Origin of the sequence: Paraburkholderia sp. BL17N1 (assembly GCF_003634175.1) — a bacterium.
Lineage (GTDB): Bacteria > Pseudomonadota > Gammaproteobacteria > Burkholderiales > Burkholderiaceae > Paraburkholderia.
Genome location: NZ_RBIW01000001.1, coordinates 3214988 through 3234027 on the forward strand (window position 1 = coordinate 3214988; position 19040 = coordinate 3234027).

Genomic DNA, 19040 nt, shown 5'->3' on the forward strand with positions numbered 1-19040 from the left:
CGTCGTGTCAGCGTGTTTAACCGAAGCGCAAACGGTCGATGCCGACGATCCGGTTGAACAGGAAATAGAAAATCGCCGTGAAAATCACGAGATACGCCGATAGCGCACCGGCGAGGCCCCAGTTGAGTTGCGTGTTGGTCTGTATGGCAATGAGCTGGCTGATCATCTCGTCGCCGGCGCCGCCGAGCAGCGCGGGTGTGATGTAGTAGCCGAGCGCGAGCACGAACACGAGGAAGCAGCCCGCTCCCACGCCGGGTAGCGTCTGCGGAATGTAGATACGCACGAACGCGGTGAACGGGTGCGCGCCGAGCGATTGTGCGGCGCGTACGTACACGGGCGATACGCTCTTCATCACCGAATAGATCGCGAGAATCATGTACGGCAGGAGCACATGCGTCATGCCGATGAGCACGCCCGCGCGGTTGAAGATGAGCGGCAGTGGATGGGTGGTGAGGCCGAGACCCATCAGCAGGCTGTTGATGACGCCACCCGGCTGCAGCAAAACGTACCACGCGGTCGTGCGCACGAGCAGCGAGGTCCAGAACGGTACGATTACGAAGAGCATCAGGCGGTTGCTGCTTCTCGCGGGCAGATTCGCGAGCAGCCATGCGACCGGATAGCCGAGCAGGAGGCACAGCAGCGTGACCGTGGCGCTGATCGAGATCGTGCGCACGAACGCCTGCCGATAGATCGAAGCGTTATCCGGCACGAAGGCGACCGCGCCTTGCGGTGTCACATGCGCATCGACGGCCGCGAGCAGATAGTCGGGCGTCGGCGAGGAGGCGGCGCGCTTCAGCAAGCGCCAGATCTCCGGCGAATTCCAGCGTGGGTCGAGTTCGATAAGGGCCGCTTTCCATGCGGGCGGCGCGTCGGCGGGCAACTGGCGCGCGGTACGCATCAACAGGCTGCGGAACTCGGCCTGATCGAAGTTCAGCCGCCGCGCGACCGTGCCGAGCTGGCCGCTTTGCTGCGCTTCCCTGAGCCCCGCGGCGAGCAGGGTGAACATGCGCTCGTCCGGCACGCCGCGCCCGTCCCATGCATCGAGCGCGCGCGTGAGCGCGGGCATGCTGTCGGGCACTTCATGGTTCTGTACGCTGCGCGCAAGGAGCAGCGCGATCGGCGCAATGAACGTCGACAGCAGAAACACGATCAGCGGCAGCGCGAGCAACAGCGCTTGCACCGAGGCACGGCGGCGCGCCTTTTGAAACGACGCGCGGCCGTCGGCTCTCGTCGGAGAGCCCGGGGCCGGGGCGCGGGCCGAAGCGGGCGTGTGAGTAGTCAAGTCGGGCTCTCGTCGGACGGTTGTGTTACTGCGTCAGCCACACCTGGAAGCGCTTGTTGATCTGGTCCGCGTTGTCGGCCCAGAAGTTCGCGTTGATCTGCAAGGCACGCTTGAAGTTCTCGGGCGCGGTCGGCAGATCGGCGAGACGTTGCTTGTCGATCAGCGCGATCGCGTCCTTGCGCGGCGGCGCGTAGGCGATGTACTTCGACAAGTCCGCGTACGCCTTCGGCTGCGAAGCGGAGGCGATGAACTTCGCGGCGGCGTCGGCGTGCTTCGCGCCCGTCGGCACGGCCCACCAGTCGAAGTCGTAGACCTGCGCGTCCCACACGGTCTTGAACGGCTTGTTGTCCTTCTTCGCGGCGTCGGATATGCGGCCGTTGTAGGCCTGGGTCATCACGACGGCGCCGTCGGCGAGCAACTGCGGCGCCTGAGCGCCTGATTCCCACCACACGATGTTCGGCTTGATCGTGTCGAGCTTCTTGAACGCGCGATCCACGCCGGCAGGTGTCCCGAGTACTTTGTAGACATCCTTCGGATCGACGCCGTCGGCAATCAACGCCCATTCCATCGTGACCTTCGGCGATTTGCGCAGGCCGCGCTTGCCCGGGAATTTCTGCAGATCGAAGAAGTCGTTGACGGTGGTCGGCGCGGTCTTGAGCTTGCTCGCGTCGTACGCGTAGACCGTGGACCAGACCATGCTCGCGACCGCGCAGTCACTGATCGTGCCGGGAAGGAAGTCGCTGGTCTTGCCGATCGTCTTCTTGTCGAACTTCTGCAGGAGGCCTTCGTCGCAGGCGGTGATCGCGTCGTTCGTTTCGAGGTCGATCAGATCCCACGTGGTGTTCTTCGCCTGCTCCATCGCGGAGAGCTTCGCGAGGCCGCCGTCATACGATTCGGTCGAGAAGCCGATGCCGGTGGCCTGGGTGAACGGTTCGAAATAGGCCTTCTTTGCTGCCGCTTCGTATGCACCGCCGAAGGTCACGACGGAAAGCGTCTCCGCGGCCTGGGCGGTCACAGTGGTAAAAGCGGCTGCGGCGAGTACTGCGAGTGCGACGTTTTGTGTTTTGATGAGAGTGCGCATTTTAGTTGGCTCCTGCAGGTGCGGTCGTGATGATGGAGGGTGAGAGCGGGGTGGATGGGGGGGGCACGGGCGCGCTGCGCGGCAAGCTCATCACGAGAATCTTGCAGTCGTCGTGGCGCCATGCGATTTCGATCTCGCTGCCGGGCGAAGGCAGCGCATGGCGCTGCGTATTAGGTACTTTCACGACAAAGGAATCGCGCGAACCGAGCGCGAGGTGCACGCGGTGATGATCGCCGCAATACACCAGTTCCTGGACCTGTGCGCGCACCACGTTGCTGTGTTCGTCGATCTGCACGCCTTCGGCGCTGGGAATATGTGCGCGTTCAGGGCGCAGCGCGAGCATCGCTTCGTCGCCCGCGCGCAGGCCGGGTTCGCTGCGGCCGCGAATGACGCTGCCGTCCGAGAGCGCGAGCGTCGCCCAGTCCTCGCCCACACTGACGACGCGCCCAGTCAGACCATTGTTCTCGCCGACGAAGTTCGCGACGAAGGCGTTCTGCGCGTTCTCGTACAGTTCGCTCGGCGTGGCGGCCTGCTGAATCCGGCCATCGGAAAACACGGCAACGCGGTCCGACATGGTCAGCGCTTCGGCCTGATCGTGCGTCACGTAGACGATCGTGAGCGACAACTCGCGATGCAGGCGCATGATTTCGTATTGCATGGTTTCGCGCAGGCGTTTGTCGAGTGCGCCGAGCGGCTCGTCCATCAGCACGACGCTCGGCTCGAACACGAGCGCGCGCGCGAGCGCCACGCGCTGCTGCTGTCCGCCGGAGAGTTGCGCGGGACGCCGGTTCGCCAGATGCGGCAGCTCGATCATCTCCAGCGCGCGCTGCACACGCGTTTTCTGCTCGGCGCGGCTCACGCGCCGCACGGAGAGCGGAAACGCAACGTTCTCCGCAATCGTCAGATGGGGAAAGAGCGCGTAGTTCTGGAACACCATGCCGATGTCGCGCTGATGCGGCGGCTTGTCGTCGAGTCGGTGGCCGTCGAGGCGAATCTCGCCGTGCGTGGGCGATTCGAATCCCGCGAGCATCATGAGCGTGGTCGTTTTGCCCGAGCCGGACGGGCCGAGCAGCGACAGGAATTCTCCCTTGCGCACGTCGAGGTTCAAATCGTCGACGACGTATTGGGCGCCGTCGTACGATTTGCTCACGCCCGAGAACGAAATGAAGGAAGGGTTTGACATCGTGATCGCGTCCTGTCGATGGTGCGTCGTAATCAATGCGTGCCGGTCTGCGTCGCGCCGATTTTGCCGACGATATAGCGCGCGAAGTCATAGTTGGGACGCTCGAGCGGGCTCAGGTGACCGGGCTTCGCGAGGGGCGCATGCACGCCGCGAAACACGGCTTCCACGCCGCGTTTGTCTTCCGCGTTCACTTCGTCGAGCAGCTTCTTCAGCGTCGTCATATGCGCATTGGCCTCGGGATCGGCGATGAACTCCGGTGCAAGCCCGCCGCCGAAGCGGATATTCACGTGCTCCACGCCTTGCGGTTGCAGCACGAGATACCAGAAGTAACCCGGCGTGAGCGTGACGAGATGCGTCGGGTAAATGGCGAGCAGCGCCGTGGTCTTGCGCCAATGTCCCGTGAGGCGCGTGTTGTCCGGATGAGCGTTGCCGATGGGCAAGGACGCTTCCTTCGTGATCCAGTGATAGTTGAAGGCGGGATAGCCCGGCGGGCATTCCATTTCCTCGAGCCGCGAATGCGGTCCTACCGTCGCGCGATGCAACATGGGCAGGTGATAGCTTTCCATGAAGTTTTCCGCGAGGATCTTCCAGTTCGTGTTCCACACGTGCTCTTCATGGAAGGTCTCGACGTAGTCCGACATGCCGTATGCGCCGATGAGTTCGCTCAGTTCGTCGAGTTGGGCGTGAACGGGCGGCGCGTGTTCGTCGAGCGTCACGTAAATCCAGCCTTGCCATTCTTCGCAACGCACGGTGGGCAGCCGGTAGCTTTCCTTGCAGAAGCTTTCCTGCCGATCCATGAGCGGCGCGCCTTGCAGCGCGCCGTCCAGTGAATAGTTCCACGCGTGATAAGGGCAGACGATGCGGCGCACGTTGCCGCGTCCTTCGAGCAGCACAGACATGCGATGCAGGCACACGTTCGACATCGCCTTGAGTTGCATCTGTTCGTCGCGCAATACGACGACAGGTTGCGCGCCGATCCGCGCCGTCATGTAGTCTCCAGGCACCTTGAGCGCACTGGCGCGGCCGATGCATTGCCATTCCCGCTCGAATATAGCGCGCTCTTCCAGTGCGAGGAATTCGGGCAACGTATAGACGCCGGGCGGCATTGCGTGCGCGTCGCCGAATGGACGTTCACAACCCGCGCGCAGTTCGTCGACAAGTGCTTGCACTGCGATCGTCCTTGCCGGGTTGGCCATGGTGTCCCCCTTGATTCGTCACGGTGAGAGCGCGTCAACGCGAGGCTTTACGGCGTAGCGCTCAACATGGACACCAATCTAACAAGCCAAATTGCAAGCCAAAATATTGTTTTCAGATACAAAGCAAAGCTTTTGTCTATGCAGCGCGCGTGGCACTGAAGTAGAGAATCGCGCATTTCTCATCATGCGTCGAAATGCAACCGCTGGATATAGGTCTCGCAGAACGAGGCGAAGCGATGCACCACTTGGCGCGGCTTCATGGTGCGCGATTGCGCGATGCCGAGCATCGTTGCATTGACATTGTCTTTGAAACGCTTAATGACGAACTCTTCGCCGTCCACGGTGCGGTTCGATTTGAGCGGAAAGTTCAGGAGGCTATAGCCGAGACCGTTGGCCACCATGCCGCGCACGACCTCCGGCTGCGACGAACGGAATGCGGGTACGGGACGGCTGCCCACCGCATCGAAGAGCGCGGCGAAATACTCGCGGCTGTGCGGCAGGTCGAGCATCACATAAGGTTCGGGAAGGAGGTCGGCGAGCGATACCTTGCGCGCGCGTGCCAGACGATGCGTCCGCGGCAGGATCGCATAAGGCGGCAGCGAGAGCAGCGGCGTGAAGGCAATGTCTTCAGCCAGGTCGAGACTGTAGGTGAGGGCAATGTCGAGCGAGCCGTCGTGCAGGCCGCGCAAGAGACCGTCCTGATGCGCCTCCACCGTGCGAAACGAGATGCCCGCGTGCTCGTCGATGAATCGGCTGATCAGTCGTGGCATCAGCGGCGGCGCGAGCGAGACCATGCAGCCGAGCGTGATGGCGCCGGTCATGCCGCCGTCCATTTCCTTCGCGGTTGTCTGCAACTCCTCCGCAAACTTCAGGAGATTGCGCGCTTGCCCGAGCAGATCGCGTCCGGCTTGCGTGAGCGAGAGGCCGCTTGCGTGATGCCGGATGAACAGTTGCACGCCGAACGACACTTCGAGATCCGCGAGCGCTGTCGAGATCGACGGCTGGGAGATGTGCAGGCGTTTCGCGGCGGCGGTGAAAGACAGCACTTCCGCGGTAACCACGAAATAGCGCAACTGGCGCAACGAGTAACGCAACGGTTGACTCTCCATCGACGACGCTCCGTGTTTTAGGCCTGTCATGCGCGGCATTGTGAGGCGGTCAAAAAGCCTTGCATAGGCAAATCCGATGCGATGCATTTTTTAAATATATTTTTCAAATTCTGAAGGGACGCGTAGATTTTGATGAGAGACAAACGGACCGGGTAGCAACGCATAGTCGGAAGACACTGCCTGGTCCGAAACGATCGCGAGCGCTTAAAGGCCGTGACGCCGCGATCGAATCGAAATATTCCGCTTTTTTAGAAGGACTCAGCCATGACAGTGGAAGCAACGTCAATCGACACGCTCGTAGTCGGCGCCGGTCAGGCCGGCGTCGCCATCAGCGAACATCTGGGCAAGCTTGGCGTGCCGCATCTCGTGCTGGAACGCGCCCGTATCGCCGAGCGCTGGCGCACGGGACGCTGGGATTCGCTGGTTGCCAATGGCCCCGCGTGGCACGATCGTTTTCCCAATCTCGAGTTCGCGGACTTCGATCCCAACGCATTCGCTTCGAAGGAGCAGGTCGCGGATTATTTCGTCGCCTATGCGAAGAAATTCGACGCCCCGATCCGCACGGGTGTGGAAGTGAAGAAGGTCGTGCGCAATGCGGGGCGCCAAGGCTTCACCGTCGAAACCTCGGAAGGCACGATCGAGGCCAATCGTGTAGTGGTTGCAACCGGGCCTTTTCAGCGCCCCGTCATTCCGCCAATCGCGCCGCAAGATCCGGGTCTTACGCAGATTCATTCCGCCGACTATCGCAATCCCGCCCAATTGCCCGAAGGCGGCGTGCTGGTGGTCGGCGCGGGTTCGTCGGGCGTGCAGATCGCGGACGAGTTGCAACGCGCGGGCAAGCGCGCCTATCTGTCGGTCGGCGCGCACGATCGTCCGCCGCGCGCCTATCGCGGCCGCGACTTCTGCTGGTGGCTCGGCGTGCTCGGCGAATGGGATGCCGAGGTCATGAAGCCGGGCAGGGAGCACGTCACGATTGCGGTGAGCGGTGCGCGTGGCGGCCATACGGTGGACTTCCGGCGTCTCGCGAATCAGGGCATCACGCTCGTGGGTCTGACGAAATCGTTCGATGAAGGTGTGGTGACCTTCGAAGCGGATCTCGCGGAGAACATCGCGCGCGGCGACGAAAACTATCTGTCGCTGCTCGACGCCGCCGACGCCTACGCCGTGCGCAACGGCCTCGATCTTCCCGAAGAACCCGAAGCGCGCGTCATTCCCGCGGATCCGGAATGCGTGACGCACCCGCTGCACGATCTCGATCTGGCGAAAGCCGGCGTGACGTCGATTATCTGGGCGACTGGTTATGCGGTCGATTTCAGCTGGTTGAACGTCGACGCGTTCGATGAAAAGGGCAAACCGAAACATCAGCGCGGTGTATCGAAGGAGCCCGGCGTCTATTTCCTCGGTCTGCCGTGGCTATCGCGCCGCGGTTCCGCATTCATCTGGGGCGTGTGGCACGACGCGAAGCACATCGCCGATCACATCGTCACGCAGCGCAAATACGCGGCCTATTACGGCGACGCGCAACAGCAGGCACTGAGCCACGGCGAGGAAAGCGTTGAAAACCTATCCGCCGGTTCACGCGTTCACAAAGTCAGCGAGATGGGCGTGAATTGATGCGTACGCCTCTCTCATCCGCGATCCATTCCTAACATTGAGGTGCATTGATGAACCAGCCTACGCATACCCGTATCCGCATGTTCAACACGAAGGACACATATCCGAACCAGACGCTCGACAACGATCTTTGCCAGGCCGTGCGCGCCGGCAACACGGTCTATGTGCGCGGTCAGGTAGGCACGGATTTCGACGGCCGTCTGGTCGGCGTCGGCGATCCGCGCGCCCAGGCCGAGCAGGCCATGAAAAACGTCAAGCAGTTGCTGGAAGAAGCAGGCAGCGACCTGTCTCACATCGTCAAGACGACGACGTTCCTGACCGACGTCCGCTACCGCGAGCCGGTCTACCAGGAAGTCGGAAAGTGGTTGAAGGGTGTGTTTCCGATTTCGACAGGACTGGTGGTGGTCGCGTTGGGTCAGCCACAGTGGTTGATGGAGATCGACGTTGTCGCGGTGATTCCGGACGGATGGACGCCGCCGCAAGCCTAAGGAGCGGGAGATGACATTCTCAATCGTCGGACATTGCCCGCAATCCGGGCAGCTTGGCATCGCGATCAGTTCGTCCAGTATTGCGGTGGGCGCGCGCTGCCCATGGGTCCGCGCAGGCGTGGGCGCGGTGGCGACGCAGAACGTCACGCTGCCCGCGCTTGGGCCGCAGATTCTCGACCTTCTGGAGCACGAACAACTCGACCCCACCGCGGCATTGGACCGAATGCTCGGCGCGAGCGAGTGGAGCGAGTACCGCCAGGTCACCGTGATCGACGCACAGGGCCGCACGGCGTTCTTTAGCGGCAAGGAAGCGCTGGGCACGTATCACGCCGTCGCCGGCAAGCAGTGTGTGGCGGCAGGCAACATGCTCGCTAGCGTCGATGTGATCGAGGCGATGCTTCCGGCGTTCGAGCGGGCAACTGGCACGCTTGCCGATCGGCTGCTCGCGGGCATGCATGCCGCGATAGCCGCTGGCGGCGAAGCAGGACCCGTGCATTCGGCCGCGCTCAAGATCGTGGGCGACGTGAGCTGGCCGATCGTCGACTTGCGGGTCGATTGGGCGGATGACGACCCCATCGGCCAGCTCGCCGCTCTGTGGCAAGCATACCGGCCGCAGATGCAGGACTACCTGACCCGGGCGTTGAATCCGACCGCCGCGCCGAGCTACGGCGTGCCCGGCAATGAATGAGCGCTCCAGCCGCGCGCTGCTCGAACGGCTGATCGGCTTCGCCACGGTCAGCCGCGACTCCAATCTCGACATGATCGAATTCATCCGAAGTTACCTCGATGAACTCGGTGTGGAGAGCGAACTGTTTTACAACGCCGAGCGCACCAAGGCGAATCTGTTTGCGACCATCGGCCCGCGTGAGCGCGGCGGCATCGTGCTGTCCGGCCATACCGACGTGGTGCCCGTCGATGGCCAGGCATGGACCGTCGATCCATTCCGTCTCACCGAGCGCGACGGACGGTTATATGGCCGCGGCACGGCCGACATGAAGGGATATATCGCTTCGGTGCTGGCAACGGTGCCCGGCTTGCTCGAACGCGAGTTGAAGCTGCCGGTGCACCTCGCTTTTTCGTACGACGAAGAAGTCGGATGCCTCGGCGTGCGGCCGATGCTGGCGGAATTGGCGCGGCGCGCGCACAAGCCGGCGCTGTGCCTGATCGGCGAACCGACGGAACTCAAGCCGGTGCTGGGCCACAAGGGCAAGCTGGCGATGCGCTGTCAGGTGAAAGGCGCGCCTTGTCATTCGGCTTATGCGCCGTATGGCGTCAACGCCATTCAATACGCGGCGCGCATGATCGGCCGCCTGGAAGAGATCGGCGAGCAACTGGCGCAGCCCGAACATCACGACGAGCGCTTCGATCCGCCATTCTCGACTGTGCAAACCGGGCTGATCAAGGGCGGCCGTGCGCTCAACATCGTGCCGGCCGAATGCGAGTTCGACTTCGAAGTGCGCGCGCTGCCCGGCTTCGACGCCAACCGGGTGGCCGACGAGTTGCAGACCTACGCCGAGGCCGAGTTGCTACCGAAGATGCGCGCGGTCAAGCCGGACACCGAGATCCGCTTTGAACCGCTGTCTGCCTATCCGGGATTGGCCACCTCTCCCGACAGCGAAGCGGCGCGTCTTCTGGCGCTGCTCAGCGGTTCCGTCGAGTTCGGCACCGTCGCATTCGGCACCGAGGGCGGACTATTCAATCAGGCGGGCATTCCGGCCGTGGTGTGCGGACCCGGCAGCATGGACCAAGGGCATAAGCCGGACGAATTTGTCACCGTCGAGCAACTGCGTGAATGCGACGCGATGCTGGCTCGCCTGGCGGAATACGTTTCGGCCGCGTCCTGAGACGACACAACAGAAGGAGACGAACTTGAATACTTCCGAACACAATGCCCCGGCATTGATCGAAAAACACACCATTGGCTATGTGCCGCCCGAGGATCGCCATGGCAAGGTACGCGATCTGTTCACGCTATGGTTCGGCGGCAACATCGCGCCATTGCCCATCGTCACCGGTGCGCTCGGCGTGCAGATTTTCCACTTGAACTTGCTGTGGGGCATCGTGGCGATCGTCGTCGGTCAGGCGGTCGGCGGCGTGCTGATGGCGCTGCATTCGGCGCAGGGTCCGCAAATGGGCATCCCGCAGATGATCCAAAGCCGCGCGCAGTTCGGTTCATGGGGCGCGCTGCTGGTCACCGTGATCGCAGGCGTGATGTACGTGGGTTTCTTCGCGTCCAATATCGTGCTCGCCGGGAAGTCTCTTCACGGCATCGAGAAGGCTATTCCGGTTCCTGTCGGCATCGTGATCGGCGCGCTGGGTTCCGGGCTGATCGGCATCATCGGTTACCGGATCATCCATCTCCTGAACCGCATCGGAACCTGGGTGCTCGGCATCGGCATCGTGATCGGATTCGGCTATATCCTCACGCATATCGCCACGGACGACTTTCTCACGCGCGGCGGATTCAACATCGCCGGATGGCTCGCGACGGTTTCGCTGTCGGCGCTCTGGCAAATCGCTTTCGCTCCGTACGTGTCCGACTATTCGCGCTATCTGCCGGCGAATGTGCGTGTTGCATCGACGTTCTGGGCGACCTACCTCGGCTGCACGATCGGCTCGACGCTCGCGTTCGTCTTCGGCGCGGTAGCCGTGCTCGCGGTGGCGCCCGGCGCCGACGCGATGGATGCCGTCAAGCAGGCCACCGGACCGCTCGGGCTGCCGATGCTCGTCCTCTTCCTGCTGAGCGTGATCAGCCACAACGCGCTGAACCTGTACGGCGCGGTGCTTGCTGCCATCACGTCGCTGCAGACCTTCGCCTATCGCTGGATTCCCACGGCGAAAGCGCGGGCCGTGCTGTCGATTGCGATTCTTCTGGCATGCTGCTATGGCGCGATCGGCGCGTCGACGAATTTCGTCGGCAATCTGGTCGATCTCGTGCTCGCGCTGCTGGTCGTGCTGGTGCCGTGGACCGCGATCAATCTGATCGACTTCTATGTGATCCACAAGGGCAAATACGACATCCAGTCGATCTTCCAGGTGGACGGTGGCATCTACGGCCGTTTCAACGCACAGGCGTTGATTGCTTATGGGATCGGCATCGTCGTGCAGATTCCGTTCATGAACACGCCGATGTATGCGGGTCCGGTGCCGAAGTATCTCGACGGCGCGGATCTCTCATGGGTTGTTGGACTGCTCCTGACGTCGCCGCTGTATTACTGGCTCGCCTCGCGCGACTCAAGCTATCGGCGCAGACAAACGGCTGCCGGTGTTACAGCTTGCCCGGCGAGACAGTCGTGACTGTTGGCGTGCTTGCATGCGAGAGTATCGAAATCTTCCGCCAGCTCGACGATCGATCGTCCGGATCGGCTCCATCGAAGAAGGCGATGCATCGTCAGCTCGAGCTGGCTGGAGAGGTGAGTAAGATCAGGACGCCGGGATAGATCGGCATCCTGATCGATTCTTATCGGCCTTGAATCAGAAACGGGCGCAGTTAATCTTGCACGGCAGCGGTCTTGGCCTCGACGCCATCGCGGCCGAGGTCGATTACGTCGACGGAGCGACGTTTCGAACGCTTTTTCGCCAGCGCCTCGGACGAGAAGTCCGCAATCTTCGAGCCGACCTGCGCTGACGGCGCTTGCATCGTTAGACGAGGCGGATATGGCCGTCATTTCAGGCGACCGCCCCCGTCTCCGGTCAGGGTCTGCTGTCGGTGCGGTAACGGTGCCCAGGCCGGCGACGTCGCGCGCTCTGGCACTACGCCGGCGATGAGGTGAATGACGCCATTCTTCGGGCCTGATATTGCAAGCGGAATTATTCGGAAATCCTATCGCCGCGTGGTTGCAACTGCGATGTACACTTTCCTGCAGGGACATTCCACGGTTCAAGGACCGGGCAGAACATGCAGGATCGGCGATGAAAAGAATCTACGGGTACAAAGGCTTTGAGGTCACCGTGGAGCTAGAACCCGTTTGGGAGACCGCGGGCAGCGTGACGCTGCTGCCGCCGCGAGGCTTTGTGGCCGTCGTGCACGTCAGAACGATGGGCGCGGTGGGCGCCACGCGCCCCGTGATTGCGCCGATCCGCCTCGGGGCGGCCATCCAGCAGCCGTTCCCGACGCAAGCCGAGGCGCTCATGGCGGGGTATAGCGCAGGGCAGCGGGTAGTGGACGACACGTTCGCGCGCTGACCCCATTCTCCGGACGAAAAAAAGCCGCAGCGATCGCCGCGGCCCGAACACAGCCGCAACGCATGAGACGCTGGCGCCAATATCCGGTTATCTGGCCGGGACCTTCGCCGGTCTTTCGTTCTGCCGGGCCAACGAACCAGGGTCCGTCATCGTGGGATGATCGTCACGCGCATCGATCCACTCAATTGCCCATTGCCGCGCGAGCTCGATAGCCTCGTCTTCGGTTTCGAACCAGGCAAGATTGCGCTCGATGTGCATTTCAGTATCCACATCGTCGTCAGGAGAAGTTCGGATGATCCGCGCATGCGCGAAGAACTGACCCAGCGAAAAATCCGCGGTTGCGTCGATAACCCAGCCGCCGTACTCGTACTTCATGTTGCCTCCGATACCTGCTAATCGAAATTCGAACAGACAAAGCATGGATCCATCAGGCTGCCTTCGCTGAGCCTCCACCGTTGAATGGCGGACTTGGGGGCGGCCGGACAGCACGCAGCCCGTCCACTCCGCAGCGCCTTATTGTTATAGATCATTCGTGGTTGAACGGTTGTGCGGAGCGGGGGCACGCAGTGTCAGCAAACACGCAGGCGGTTCAATTGTCGTCCGATCTGCTCGGCAGATGCTCGTGCGGCACCGGTTCCGCTTCCGCGGCGTCGGGAACATCGGGCTTGGTGCGTGGTGCAGATTTGGCGGTCGCCGACCGGGTGTCCGGCGTAACGCCGCGGACTGGATGGTCCGGAATTCCTGGCCGGTGAATGCGGCGTGTGGGTGGTGTTGAAGGCATGATTTCCTCCTACGCGGACGTGACTTGCAACATCCATCATACCTCTGTCGAAGAGGCTGAACATACCGGCGGAGGCCAGTATCTGGCGAGCTTTCGTCGAATCGGAGATGACCGATTTGGTCCGTCGGCTTTTTCACCCGGCGCCGCGCGACAAATACGACCACCGTAATAAATATTTCGCAATTTTGCGATAGTCGTAGCGGGCGGGACTTAACGTATAAATATACGATTCAAATATAAACGGCCTATTGGATTCGCGGCCGATCAGTTGTGGTAAGTAAGTGAGCTATTAAAACGGCAATATGTAATACGGATAGATGAAAGCCACGCGCGTAATGCGTTTCAGAGATTTCTCAGACGAAGGAAAAACCTTCGAGTTGCGTTCTACATTAAAAGAAAACGCATCGACGCAAAAAAAGCATTTCACATATTGCGTTCAAAAATTGAGCGGTTATGATGGCGTCTCCGTGATTCGATTTCTCGCACGATTGCTTCACGGAGGGAATGGCAGGGAATTTGCCGGCAGTTATGCAGGAGACGTAATCCATACGCTTGGCGTAGAGAGACTAAATCGAGGAGACGCTATGTTGAGTCCCCATGAGTTCGCTACCTTGATGCTCATCAAGAGCGCACCGGACCAGATCGAACTGGGCCGCGCCGAACTCGACACACTGCTGGAGCGGCAGCTCATCTCGCTGGAAAATTTTGCGTCAGGAAGCCCGCGTGCTCATCTTACGAGCGACGGCGATTCTATTCTCAGGGCGGTCGCCCGGATGCGCTAAATATTCGCGGCGCTCGCCTCCCGGCGAGCACGGCGAAGACACAGTCATGAACGCAGTGTTCTGGCTGCGGGTTGGTTTGTAGTGCCTGTTGATGTAACGACCGTCGAAGTTCTGGCGACGCATTCTGCCTGACAGGCGTCCTTGCGCTTCGATTTATCCACCATCACGATCCGTCGCAACACTCCCGTCCGATCGGGGGTTTCGTGCACCGGATCGAATTTTGAGGAATTCAACCATGGCTCTATCGAGTCCCGACCAGGCCGTTGCCGTGAAGGCCAGCCTCGACGCATTTTTCGGGTTGACAGGGAAGGTCTTTGAAGGCGCGGAGAAACTGGTTGCGCTGAATCTGCAGGCCGTCAGGTCCACGCTTGCTGAGGCGCAGGAGAATATAACGAAGTCGCCCGGCACGACAGACCCGCTGCAATGGTTCGCGCTGCAATCAGGCCTCACCGGGCCTTTCGCGGAGAAATCGCTGTCATACGGCCGGCAAGTGTTCGACATCGCATCGGCCACGCAGGCTGAACTCACGCAGTTGGCACAGGCGCAGTACGAGCGGCACAACGCGCGCGTGCAGGCATTCGTCGAGGAAACGGCGAAGAATGCGCCGGCAGGTTCCGAAGCGGCGATCGCCGCGTGGAAGTCCGCGATCAGCGCCACGACCACACTGTACGAAACCCTGCAGAAAACCGGGCAACAGGCCGTGCAGGCCGCCGGGAGTAATTTCGACGCTGTCACAGCCACAGCCTCGAAGGCCGCGCGACGCGCCGAACAGGTTCCCGTAGCCGTCGGCGCGAAGGGATAAGACCAAACGCGGGCAGCGATGCCCGCGTTGCCGTTCCTGTTTTATCTGGAGGAATACTGAAGGAGCGGCGCAGGCCGGTTTCCAGTACATCAAGTTCTTGACTGAATGCAGCGTGGCTCCAGGTATTTACGAGGCCGATTTTTTGCGAGGACGATTCGATGGCAAAGCAGATCGCGGTGGTGACGGGTGGAATGGGCGGACTTGGTGAAGCAATCAGCATCAAGCTGCATGACGCCGGGTATGCGGTCGTGGTTACCTGTTCGCCGGCCAACACCGGCGCGAACGAGTGGCTCGCACGGATGGAAGCGCAGGGACGACAGTTCCGCGCATACGCGGTCGATGTCGCCGACTACGACTCGTGCAGCCGATGCGCGGCGCAAATCGGAGCTGAAGTCGGCCCGGTCGATATCCTGATCAATAACGCCGGCATCACGCGCGACGCGAGCTTCAAGAAGCTGGACAAGGTCAATTGGGACGCGGTAATCCGAACCAACCTCGATTCGGTATTCAACATGACGAAGCCGGTGTGCGACAGCATGGTCGAGCGAGGCTGGGGCCGCATCATCAACGTGTCGTCGATCATCGGCTCGAAGGGCGGCTTCGGTCAGACCAACTATGCGGCGGCCAAGGCGGGCGTGCATGGCTTCACGAAATCGCTGGCGATCGAGGTGGCGAAGAGAGGCGTGACCGTCAACACGATCTCGCCAGGTTATATCGCAACGAAGATGGTGATGGCGGTGCCCGAGGAAATCCGCGAGACGAAGATCATTCCGCAGATTCCGGTCGGCCGGCTCGGACAGCCCGACGAAGTCGCCGCATTGGTGCTCTATCTATGTTCGCGCGAAGCCGGTTTCGTGACGGGAGCCAACATTGCGATCAATGGCGGGCAGCACCTGCAATGAAGCGGATAGTCAGCAACGGAGGTTCCGATGAATGAAGCAGTGGCAATCGTCGTAGGTTCGTTCGTGATGGCGACCGCAGCCGTGTTCGTCGCCGCTCACTATCACCAGGAGCAAATGCGTCGAAAGCGGCTTAGGCAGATGGGGCACCATCACTACTGGCCGCATTGGCGCAGCGCACGGCATTGAGCCGGTTACCGCGCTCCAGGGCGCGGTGAATTGTCGATGGAAAGAGGACTTGTTGCCGCGCTCGACGGCCAACTGTTCTTCGTGATGAGCGCGATGACGATTGTCGTGACGCTTTAAGCGGACCACGAATGTTGCGCGAGCGCACGGCGCGTGACCTTGCCCCTTTATATCAAGCGTTTTTCGCACTCTTCGCCCGATGTCGGCGGGCGCTGTCATCGGCGTAGGCGGGCGTGATGAGCTGCCTGCATACCCGGTCCCGAGGCACGTCAGTTGCTGAAAAAAGATAAGCGGCTCCGCGTACATAACGGCCTTCGTTCTCAGGCCATGTCATCCGGTATTTTTCGCGCTATGGTGAAGTATGTTCAGCAGCCCCGGGACAGTGTGCCGCTGCACAATAAGGGGAGAAGCACGGTGCATGAAGATCTTGCAACGTCGCGCGAAAGGATGGTCGAGCGGCAACTGATCGCGCGCGGCATCGCGGATTCGCGCATTCTGAACGCAATGCGGCGCGTGCCGCGCGAGGTGTTTCTAAGCCCTGATTTGCGCGCGTGGGCTTATGCGGACGCAGCCCTGCCGATCGATGCCGGCCAGACCATCACGCAACCGTTCATGGTCGCGCGCATGCTGCAGGCGGCGCGTCTCGAGCCGGAAGACCGTGTGCTCGAGATCGGCACGGGTTCCGGCTACGCGGCGGCCGTGCTCGCGGAAATGGTCGCGCGCGTCGACACGATCGAGCGTCATCGGCAGCTGGCTGAGAGCGCCATGGATCGGCTCCGCGCGCTCGGTTACGGCAACGTGAACGTCTACACCGCGGACGGCACGCTCGGGTTGCCGGCGCGTGCCCCGTTCGATGCCATCGTCGCCACCGCGTCCGGTCCGGGCGTGCCACCGGCGTGGAGCGCGCAACTCGAGATCGACGGCCGGATTGTGATGCCCGTGGGCCCGGATCCGGACCATCAGCGGCTGATCCGCCTCACTCGGGTCAGCAGCACAACCTACCACGAAGAAATACTCGATCTCGTGCGTTTTGTGCCGTTGATCGGTGCCCAGGGCTGGGGCGACATGGACGGGTGGTAGGTCGATGCGGGCGCGTGAGGCATTCGTCGGACAGCGGACGCGGAAAGGATGCTGTTACCCCGATGACAATGCGCAGGGACAAAAATACGCGTCTAGCGCCCACGGGAGCGCGACCAACCGGCCCACCATCGCCGCGAGCGTGTCGGGCGACACCGCCGTGAATGTCACGGTCATTTCTTCGTAGCAGTGACGCCGATCCACACGGATGCGCACGTGGTCCGCCTGCGGTGCTTCGCAACCGAGAACCTGCCACGCGGCAACGACCCTCAGATGCCCCGCCTTTGCGCGCACGGTGAGCCGGTAACGATCTTGCTGATCCGCTGTGCTGTTTTCAGCCGCCATCTTTTTCGCGGCGGGATCATCCGGTGGCACTGCGACTTGCTCGTCAGTCGATTGCATTCTGAACTCCGAATGGCCAGTCACGCGGGCAGGAGCGGGAGCCGATCGGCCGCTCGCAGGACGTTCGCTGTATGAGTACCGTTATAGTCCGCCGGTTCACCGAACGTGAGGACTGTGCACCGGAATCGGCGACGCTCTGTGTGCGGAGACCCGCTGAATCGCTCGTCGATACTATGGTATGGCGTGCCGTTGCGATGGTGGGACTGGTCGCTCAGGAAGAGCGGCGAATGGCGATCCTTTAGCGATTTATAGAAGAAACACGCATAGGCGCCAACTTTTGCACTGCATTGCAAGTCGAGCAAAGCAACGTGAGCCTGTGGAAACCGCCCAGTTTCCAAGCCGTGCGGGTATAGCCTTTGCTCAAGCTCATAGGGCCATTCGCACTTCCCGTGCAACGTGAGATCCGCACTTGGGGACGACACTGTCCGGCCTCTGTTATCCGGCGCGCTCTGCATCTTCATGCTTCGTCCGTGCGCGTACCGATCAGCGAACGACAGTAGGGCGCCGGACTCGCCGCGACACCGGCTCGCATCGCCGCATGCACTTTTTTAGGAGAAACGCAGCATGGACAACGATCTCGAAGCCCGCATTCGTACCCGGGCATATCATCTCTGGGAAAACGATCCGTCACCGGACAACAACGCGGAAAAGCACTGGGAGGAAGCGCGCCGGCAGATCGAAGCCGAGGGTGACGATGCGCAGGACAGTCCTGAACCCAGCGCCGATCAGTCAGCCGAACGGGAGCGGGGCGGCCGCATCGCGCCGGAAGAGCAATTGCAGGACGTGTCTGGCGACGGTGTGCATGCAGGAACTCGAGAAAACCGGTAGCGTCGGCGCTGCCGTGGCGTTCGGAGCGCACGGCTCGCAGATGCTGGTCGCTACTGATCGGACTGGCCGAACTGCGTTGCGGGCGTCGGCAGGATCGCCTCACGCTGCCGCGCCTCGCGTGCGTGGATTGAGGCCGCATACTCGCCGCCTCGCATGTCCAGTTTTCAAAACGCCCGCTTTTCTAGGGCGCTTCAATGCGCCGCGTTCAAACGAGCCTTGACGTCCGCGGCGTTATCGTCTTTCGGCGTTTGAGACAACGAAGCAGTGACCTCCGCGCCGAAAAGAAAAACGATGCCGCAAAAATATAACCACATCATCAACACAGCGAGCGAACCTGCTGCACCGAATGCGCCCGCGGTTCCAGCATGCGCGAGATATAAACCAAACAGGTGTCGGCCCACGGTGAACAGCAGCGCCGCGACGGCCCCGCCGATCAACGCGGAACGGAAATTGACCCGCTTGTCGGGGAGCCACTTGATCAGAGCTCCGAGTCCGAACGTCAGTATCACGAGGCCGAAAATGGACTGCGCGACGTCGGCAACGACGCTAAGCGTCGAGCTACCGAAAACGGCGCTGCCGGCCGTCTGTATCGCGGCGTCGAGTACCAGCGAGACCACCAGCAGAAAGCTGAGTCCCATGAGCAGGCCGAGCGAGACGAGTCGCGCCCGTATGACCCACGCGAGGCCCGCAAGGCCTTTAGGCGATTTCGCCGCGAACACGACATCGAGTGCTGTATTCAGGCAGGAAAACGTCGCCGAAGCCCCGACGAGAAGCAGCACGACAGAGAACGCCGCCGCCACGCCGCTACCATTGGAACGATGCGCGTGCTCGACGACAGCCTGCATCGCACTGGCGGCGTCATTGCCAAGCAACTGCCTGATCTGACCGAAGAATTGCCCCTGCGCGATGTCGCGGCCGACGAACCAGCCTGTAATGGCGAGGACGATCACTAAAGTCGGAGCCAGCGAAAACGCGGAGTAGAAGCCGATGCTCGCGCCCATCATCGCGCAACGGTCCGACGAAAATCGCTCGACGGCGTCCCTCATGACGGCCACTGCGCCGCCTGCCCGGCTGGATCGGGAGCCTGCATCGCGTCGCTGATATTCCATACTGTTCTCCGGCCGGCTGGTTGTCTTCCGTGTTCT

The 19040-nt window shown here is 61.6% G+C and carries 21 protein-coding genes; 12 read left to right on the plus strand and 9 right to left on the minus strand.

The annotated features are described in order from the left end of the window. Positions 1 to 16 precede the first annotated feature (16 nt). The 5 genes from B0G82_RS14530 to B0G82_RS14550 all read right to left on the minus strand — a co-directional run bounded on the left by B0G82_RS14530 (position 17) and on the right by B0G82_RS14550 (position 5851). Entirely contained in the window at positions 17 to 1282 is a 1266-nt protein-coding gene (locus tag B0G82_RS14530) for an ABC transporter permease (RefSeq protein WP_121307758.1), read from the minus strand. A gap of 25 nt (positions 1283 to 1307) precedes the next feature. Beyond that, positions 1308 to 2363 carry an ABC transporter substrate-binding protein gene (locus B0G82_RS14535; protein ID WP_121307759.1) on the minus strand — a complete coding sequence of 352 codons (1056 nt, stop codon included), beginning with the start codon at positions 2361 to 2363 and terminating at the stop codon, positions 1308 to 1310. 1 nt (position 2364) lies between these two features. After that, the gene (locus B0G82_RS14540; RefSeq protein WP_121307760.1) at positions 2365 to 3546 is read right to left on the minus strand and encodes an ABC transporter ATP-binding protein; all 1182 of its coding nucleotides are present in this window, start codon (positions 3544 to 3546) and stop codon (positions 2365 to 2367) included. Positions 3547 to 3578: 32 nt separating this feature from the next. Then, positions 3579 to 4742, minus strand: a complete 1164-nt coding sequence (locus tag B0G82_RS14545) for an SRPBCC family protein (protein ID WP_121307761.1) — start codon at positions 4740 to 4742, stop codon at positions 3579 to 3581. Between the two features lie 182 nt (positions 4743 to 4924). Then, positions 4925 to 5851, minus strand: a complete 927-nt coding sequence (locus B0G82_RS14550; protein ID WP_106285537.1) for a LysR family transcriptional regulator — start codon at positions 5849 to 5851, stop codon at positions 4925 to 4927. Between the two features lie 264 nt (positions 5852 to 6115). Between B0G82_RS14550 and B0G82_RS14555 the strand changes: the two genes are divergently transcribed. The 5 genes from B0G82_RS14555 to B0G82_RS14575 are packed head-to-tail and all read left to right on the plus strand — an operon-like array spanning position 6116 to position 11250. Continuing rightward, positions 6116 to 7465: an NAD(P)/FAD-dependent oxidoreductase gene (locus B0G82_RS14555; protein WP_121307762.1), complete on the plus strand. Its 1350-nt coding sequence runs from the start codon at positions 6116 to 6118 to the stop codon at positions 7463 to 7465. Positions 7466 to 7515: 50 nt separating this feature from the next. Next, positions 7516 to 7953 (plus strand): RidA family protein, encoded by a 438-nt coding sequence (locus B0G82_RS14560; protein WP_121307763.1) that lies wholly within the window; start codon positions 7516 to 7518, stop codon positions 7951 to 7953. Between the two features lie 10 nt (positions 7954 to 7963). Further along, the gene (locus B0G82_RS14565) at positions 7964 to 8641 is read left to right on the plus strand and encodes a DUF1028 domain-containing protein (protein ID WP_121307764.1); all 678 of its coding nucleotides are present in this window, start codon (positions 7964 to 7966) and stop codon (positions 8639 to 8641) included. Next, positions 8634 to 9797 (plus strand): acetylornithine deacetylase, encoded by a 1164-nt coding sequence (gene argE, locus B0G82_RS14570; protein ID WP_121307765.1) that lies wholly within the window; start codon positions 8634 to 8636, stop codon positions 9795 to 9797. The genes B0G82_RS14565 and argE overlap by 8 nt, the downstream gene beginning before the upstream one ends. Before the next feature lie 25 nt (positions 9798 to 9822). Next, positions 9823 to 11250: a cytosine permease gene (locus tag B0G82_RS14575; RefSeq protein ID WP_121307766.1), complete on the plus strand. Its 1428-nt coding sequence runs from the start codon at positions 9823 to 9825 to the stop codon at positions 11248 to 11250. A 193-nt stretch (positions 11251 to 11443) separates the two neighbouring features. Here B0G82_RS14575 and B0G82_RS40070 read toward each other — a convergent pair whose 3' ends face one another. Next, positions 11444 to 11593 (minus strand): hypothetical protein, encoded by a 150-nt coding sequence (locus B0G82_RS40070; RefSeq protein ID WP_199730091.1) that lies wholly within the window; start codon positions 11591 to 11593, stop codon positions 11444 to 11446. Between the two features lie 272 nt (positions 11594 to 11865). Between B0G82_RS40070 and B0G82_RS14585 the strand changes: the two genes are divergently transcribed. Continuing rightward, positions 11866 to 12138, plus strand: a complete 273-nt coding sequence (locus tag B0G82_RS14585; protein ID WP_106285543.1) for a hypothetical protein — start codon at positions 11866 to 11868, stop codon at positions 12136 to 12138. Positions 12139 to 12225: 87 nt separating this feature from the next. Here the strand turns inward: B0G82_RS14585 and B0G82_RS14590 are convergent, their stop codons facing one another. Beyond that, the gene (locus B0G82_RS14590; protein ID WP_241974590.1) at positions 12226 to 12627 is read right to left on the minus strand and encodes a hypothetical protein; all 402 of its coding nucleotides are present in this window, start codon (positions 12625 to 12627) and stop codon (positions 12226 to 12228) included. 876 nt (positions 12628 to 13503) lie between these two features. On the opposite strand from B0G82_RS14590, the gene B0G82_RS14600 reads away from it, so the two are divergent. The 5 genes from B0G82_RS14600 (at position 13504) to B0G82_RS14615 (ending at position 16668) form a co-directional block, all read left to right on the plus strand. Further along, positions 13504 to 13701 (plus strand): hypothetical protein, encoded by a 198-nt coding sequence (locus B0G82_RS14600; RefSeq protein ID WP_106285546.1) that lies wholly within the window; start codon positions 13504 to 13506, stop codon positions 13699 to 13701. Positions 13702 to 13936: 235 nt separating this feature from the next. Beyond that, positions 13937 to 14503, plus strand: coding sequence for a TIGR01841 family phasin (gene phaP / locus B0G82_RS14605; RefSeq protein WP_121307769.1), 567 nt, complete (start codon positions 13937 to 13939; stop codon positions 14501 to 14503). Positions 14504 to 14661: 158 nt separating this feature from the next. Further along, positions 14662 to 15405: an acetoacetyl-CoA reductase gene (gene phbB / locus B0G82_RS14610; protein ID WP_121307770.1), complete on the plus strand. Its 744-nt coding sequence runs from the start codon at positions 14662 to 14664 to the stop codon at positions 15403 to 15405. A 27-nt stretch (positions 15406 to 15432) separates the two neighbouring features. Then, positions 15433 to 15591, plus strand: coding sequence for a hypothetical protein (locus B0G82_RS40075; protein WP_166799213.1), 159 nt, complete (start codon positions 15433 to 15435; stop codon positions 15589 to 15591). 411 nt (positions 15592 to 16002) lie between these two features. After that, complete coding sequence (locus tag B0G82_RS14615; RefSeq protein WP_121307771.1) at positions 16003 to 16668, plus strand: protein-L-isoaspartate(D-aspartate) O-methyltransferase; 666 nt, start codon at positions 16003 to 16005, stop codon at positions 16666 to 16668. Positions 16669 to 16722: 54 nt separating this feature from the next. On the opposite strand, the gene B0G82_RS14620 is transcribed toward B0G82_RS14615, so the two are convergent. Further along, positions 16723 to 17067 carry a hypothetical protein gene (locus B0G82_RS14620; protein ID WP_121307772.1) on the minus strand — a complete coding sequence of 115 codons (345 nt, stop codon included), beginning with the start codon at positions 17065 to 17067 and terminating at the stop codon, positions 16723 to 16725. A gap of 564 nt (positions 17068 to 17631) precedes the next feature. Here B0G82_RS14620 and B0G82_RS14625 point away from each other — a divergent pair. Beyond that, entirely contained in the window at positions 17632 to 17895 is a 264-nt protein-coding gene (locus B0G82_RS14625) for a DUF2934 domain-containing protein (RefSeq protein ID WP_121307773.1), read from the plus strand. A 191-nt stretch (positions 17896 to 18086) separates the two neighbouring features. On the opposite strand, the gene B0G82_RS14630 is transcribed toward B0G82_RS14625, so the two are convergent. Next, the gene (locus B0G82_RS14630) at positions 18087 to 19004 is read right to left on the minus strand and encodes a YihY/virulence factor BrkB family protein (protein WP_116141903.1); all 918 of its coding nucleotides are present in this window, start codon (positions 19002 to 19004) and stop codon (positions 18087 to 18089) included. Between the last annotated feature and the right edge of the window lie 36 nt (positions 19005 to 19040).

What these genes read in the sequence shown, in the direction of transcription:
- B0G82_RS14535 (WP_121307759.1), bottom strand. Translation starts at nt 2,363, where the DNA reads ATGCGCACTCTCATCAAAACACAAAACGTCGCACTCGCAGTACTCGCC.
- B0G82_RS14540 (WP_121307760.1), bottom strand. Translation starts at nt 3,546, where the DNA reads ATGTCAAACCCTTCCTTCATTTCGTTCTCGGGCGTGAGCAAATCGTAC.
- B0G82_RS14545 (WP_121307761.1), bottom strand. Translation starts at nt 4,742, where the DNA reads ATGGCCAACCCGGCAAGGACGATCGCAGTGCAAGCACTTGTCGACGAA.
- B0G82_RS14550 (WP_106285537.1), bottom strand. Translation starts at nt 5,851, where the DNA reads ATGGAGAGTCAACCGTTGCGTTACTCGTTGCGCCAGTTGCGCTATTTC.
- B0G82_RS14555 (WP_121307762.1), top strand. Translation starts at nt 6,116, where the DNA reads ATGACAGTGGAAGCAACGTCAATCGACACGCTCGTAGTCGGCGCCGGT.
- B0G82_RS14560 (WP_121307763.1), top strand. Translation starts at nt 7,516, where the DNA reads ATGAACCAGCCTACGCATACCCGTATCCGCATGTTCAACACGAAGGAC.
- B0G82_RS14565 (WP_121307764.1), top strand. Translation starts at nt 7,964, where the DNA reads ATGACATTCTCAATCGTCGGACATTGCCCGCAATCCGGGCAGCTTGGC.
- argE (WP_121307765.1), top strand. Translation starts at nt 8,634, where the DNA reads ATGAATGAGCGCTCCAGCCGCGCGCTGCTCGAACGGCTGATCGGCTTC.
- B0G82_RS40070 (WP_199730091.1), bottom strand. Translation starts at nt 11,593, where the DNA reads ATGCAAGCGCCGTCAGCGCAGGTCGGCTCGAAGATTGCGGACTTCTCG.
- B0G82_RS14585 (WP_106285543.1), top strand. Translation starts at nt 11,866, where the DNA reads ATGAAAAGAATCTACGGGTACAAAGGCTTTGAGGTCACCGTGGAGCTA.
- B0G82_RS14600 (WP_106285546.1), top strand. Translation starts at nt 13,504, where the DNA reads ATGTTGAGTCCCCATGAGTTCGCTACCTTGATGCTCATCAAGAGCGCA.
- phaP (WP_121307769.1), top strand. Translation starts at nt 13,937, where the DNA reads ATGGCTCTATCGAGTCCCGACCAGGCCGTTGCCGTGAAGGCCAGCCTC.
- phbB (WP_121307770.1), top strand. Translation starts at nt 14,662, where the DNA reads ATGGCAAAGCAGATCGCGGTGGTGACGGGTGGAATGGGCGGACTTGGT.
- B0G82_RS40075 (WP_166799213.1), top strand. Translation starts at nt 15,433, where the DNA reads ATGAATGAAGCAGTGGCAATCGTCGTAGGTTCGTTCGTGATGGCGACC.
- B0G82_RS14620 (WP_121307772.1), bottom strand. Translation starts at nt 17,067, where the DNA reads ATGCAATCGACTGACGAGCAAGTCGCAGTGCCACCGGATGATCCCGCC.
- B0G82_RS14625 (WP_121307773.1), top strand. Translation starts at nt 17,632, where the DNA reads ATGGACAACGATCTCGAAGCCCGCATTCGTACCCGGGCATATCATCTC.
- B0G82_RS14630 (WP_116141903.1), bottom strand. Translation starts at nt 19,004, where the DNA reads ATGGAATATCAGCGACGCGATGCAGGCTCCCGATCCAGCCGGGCAGGC.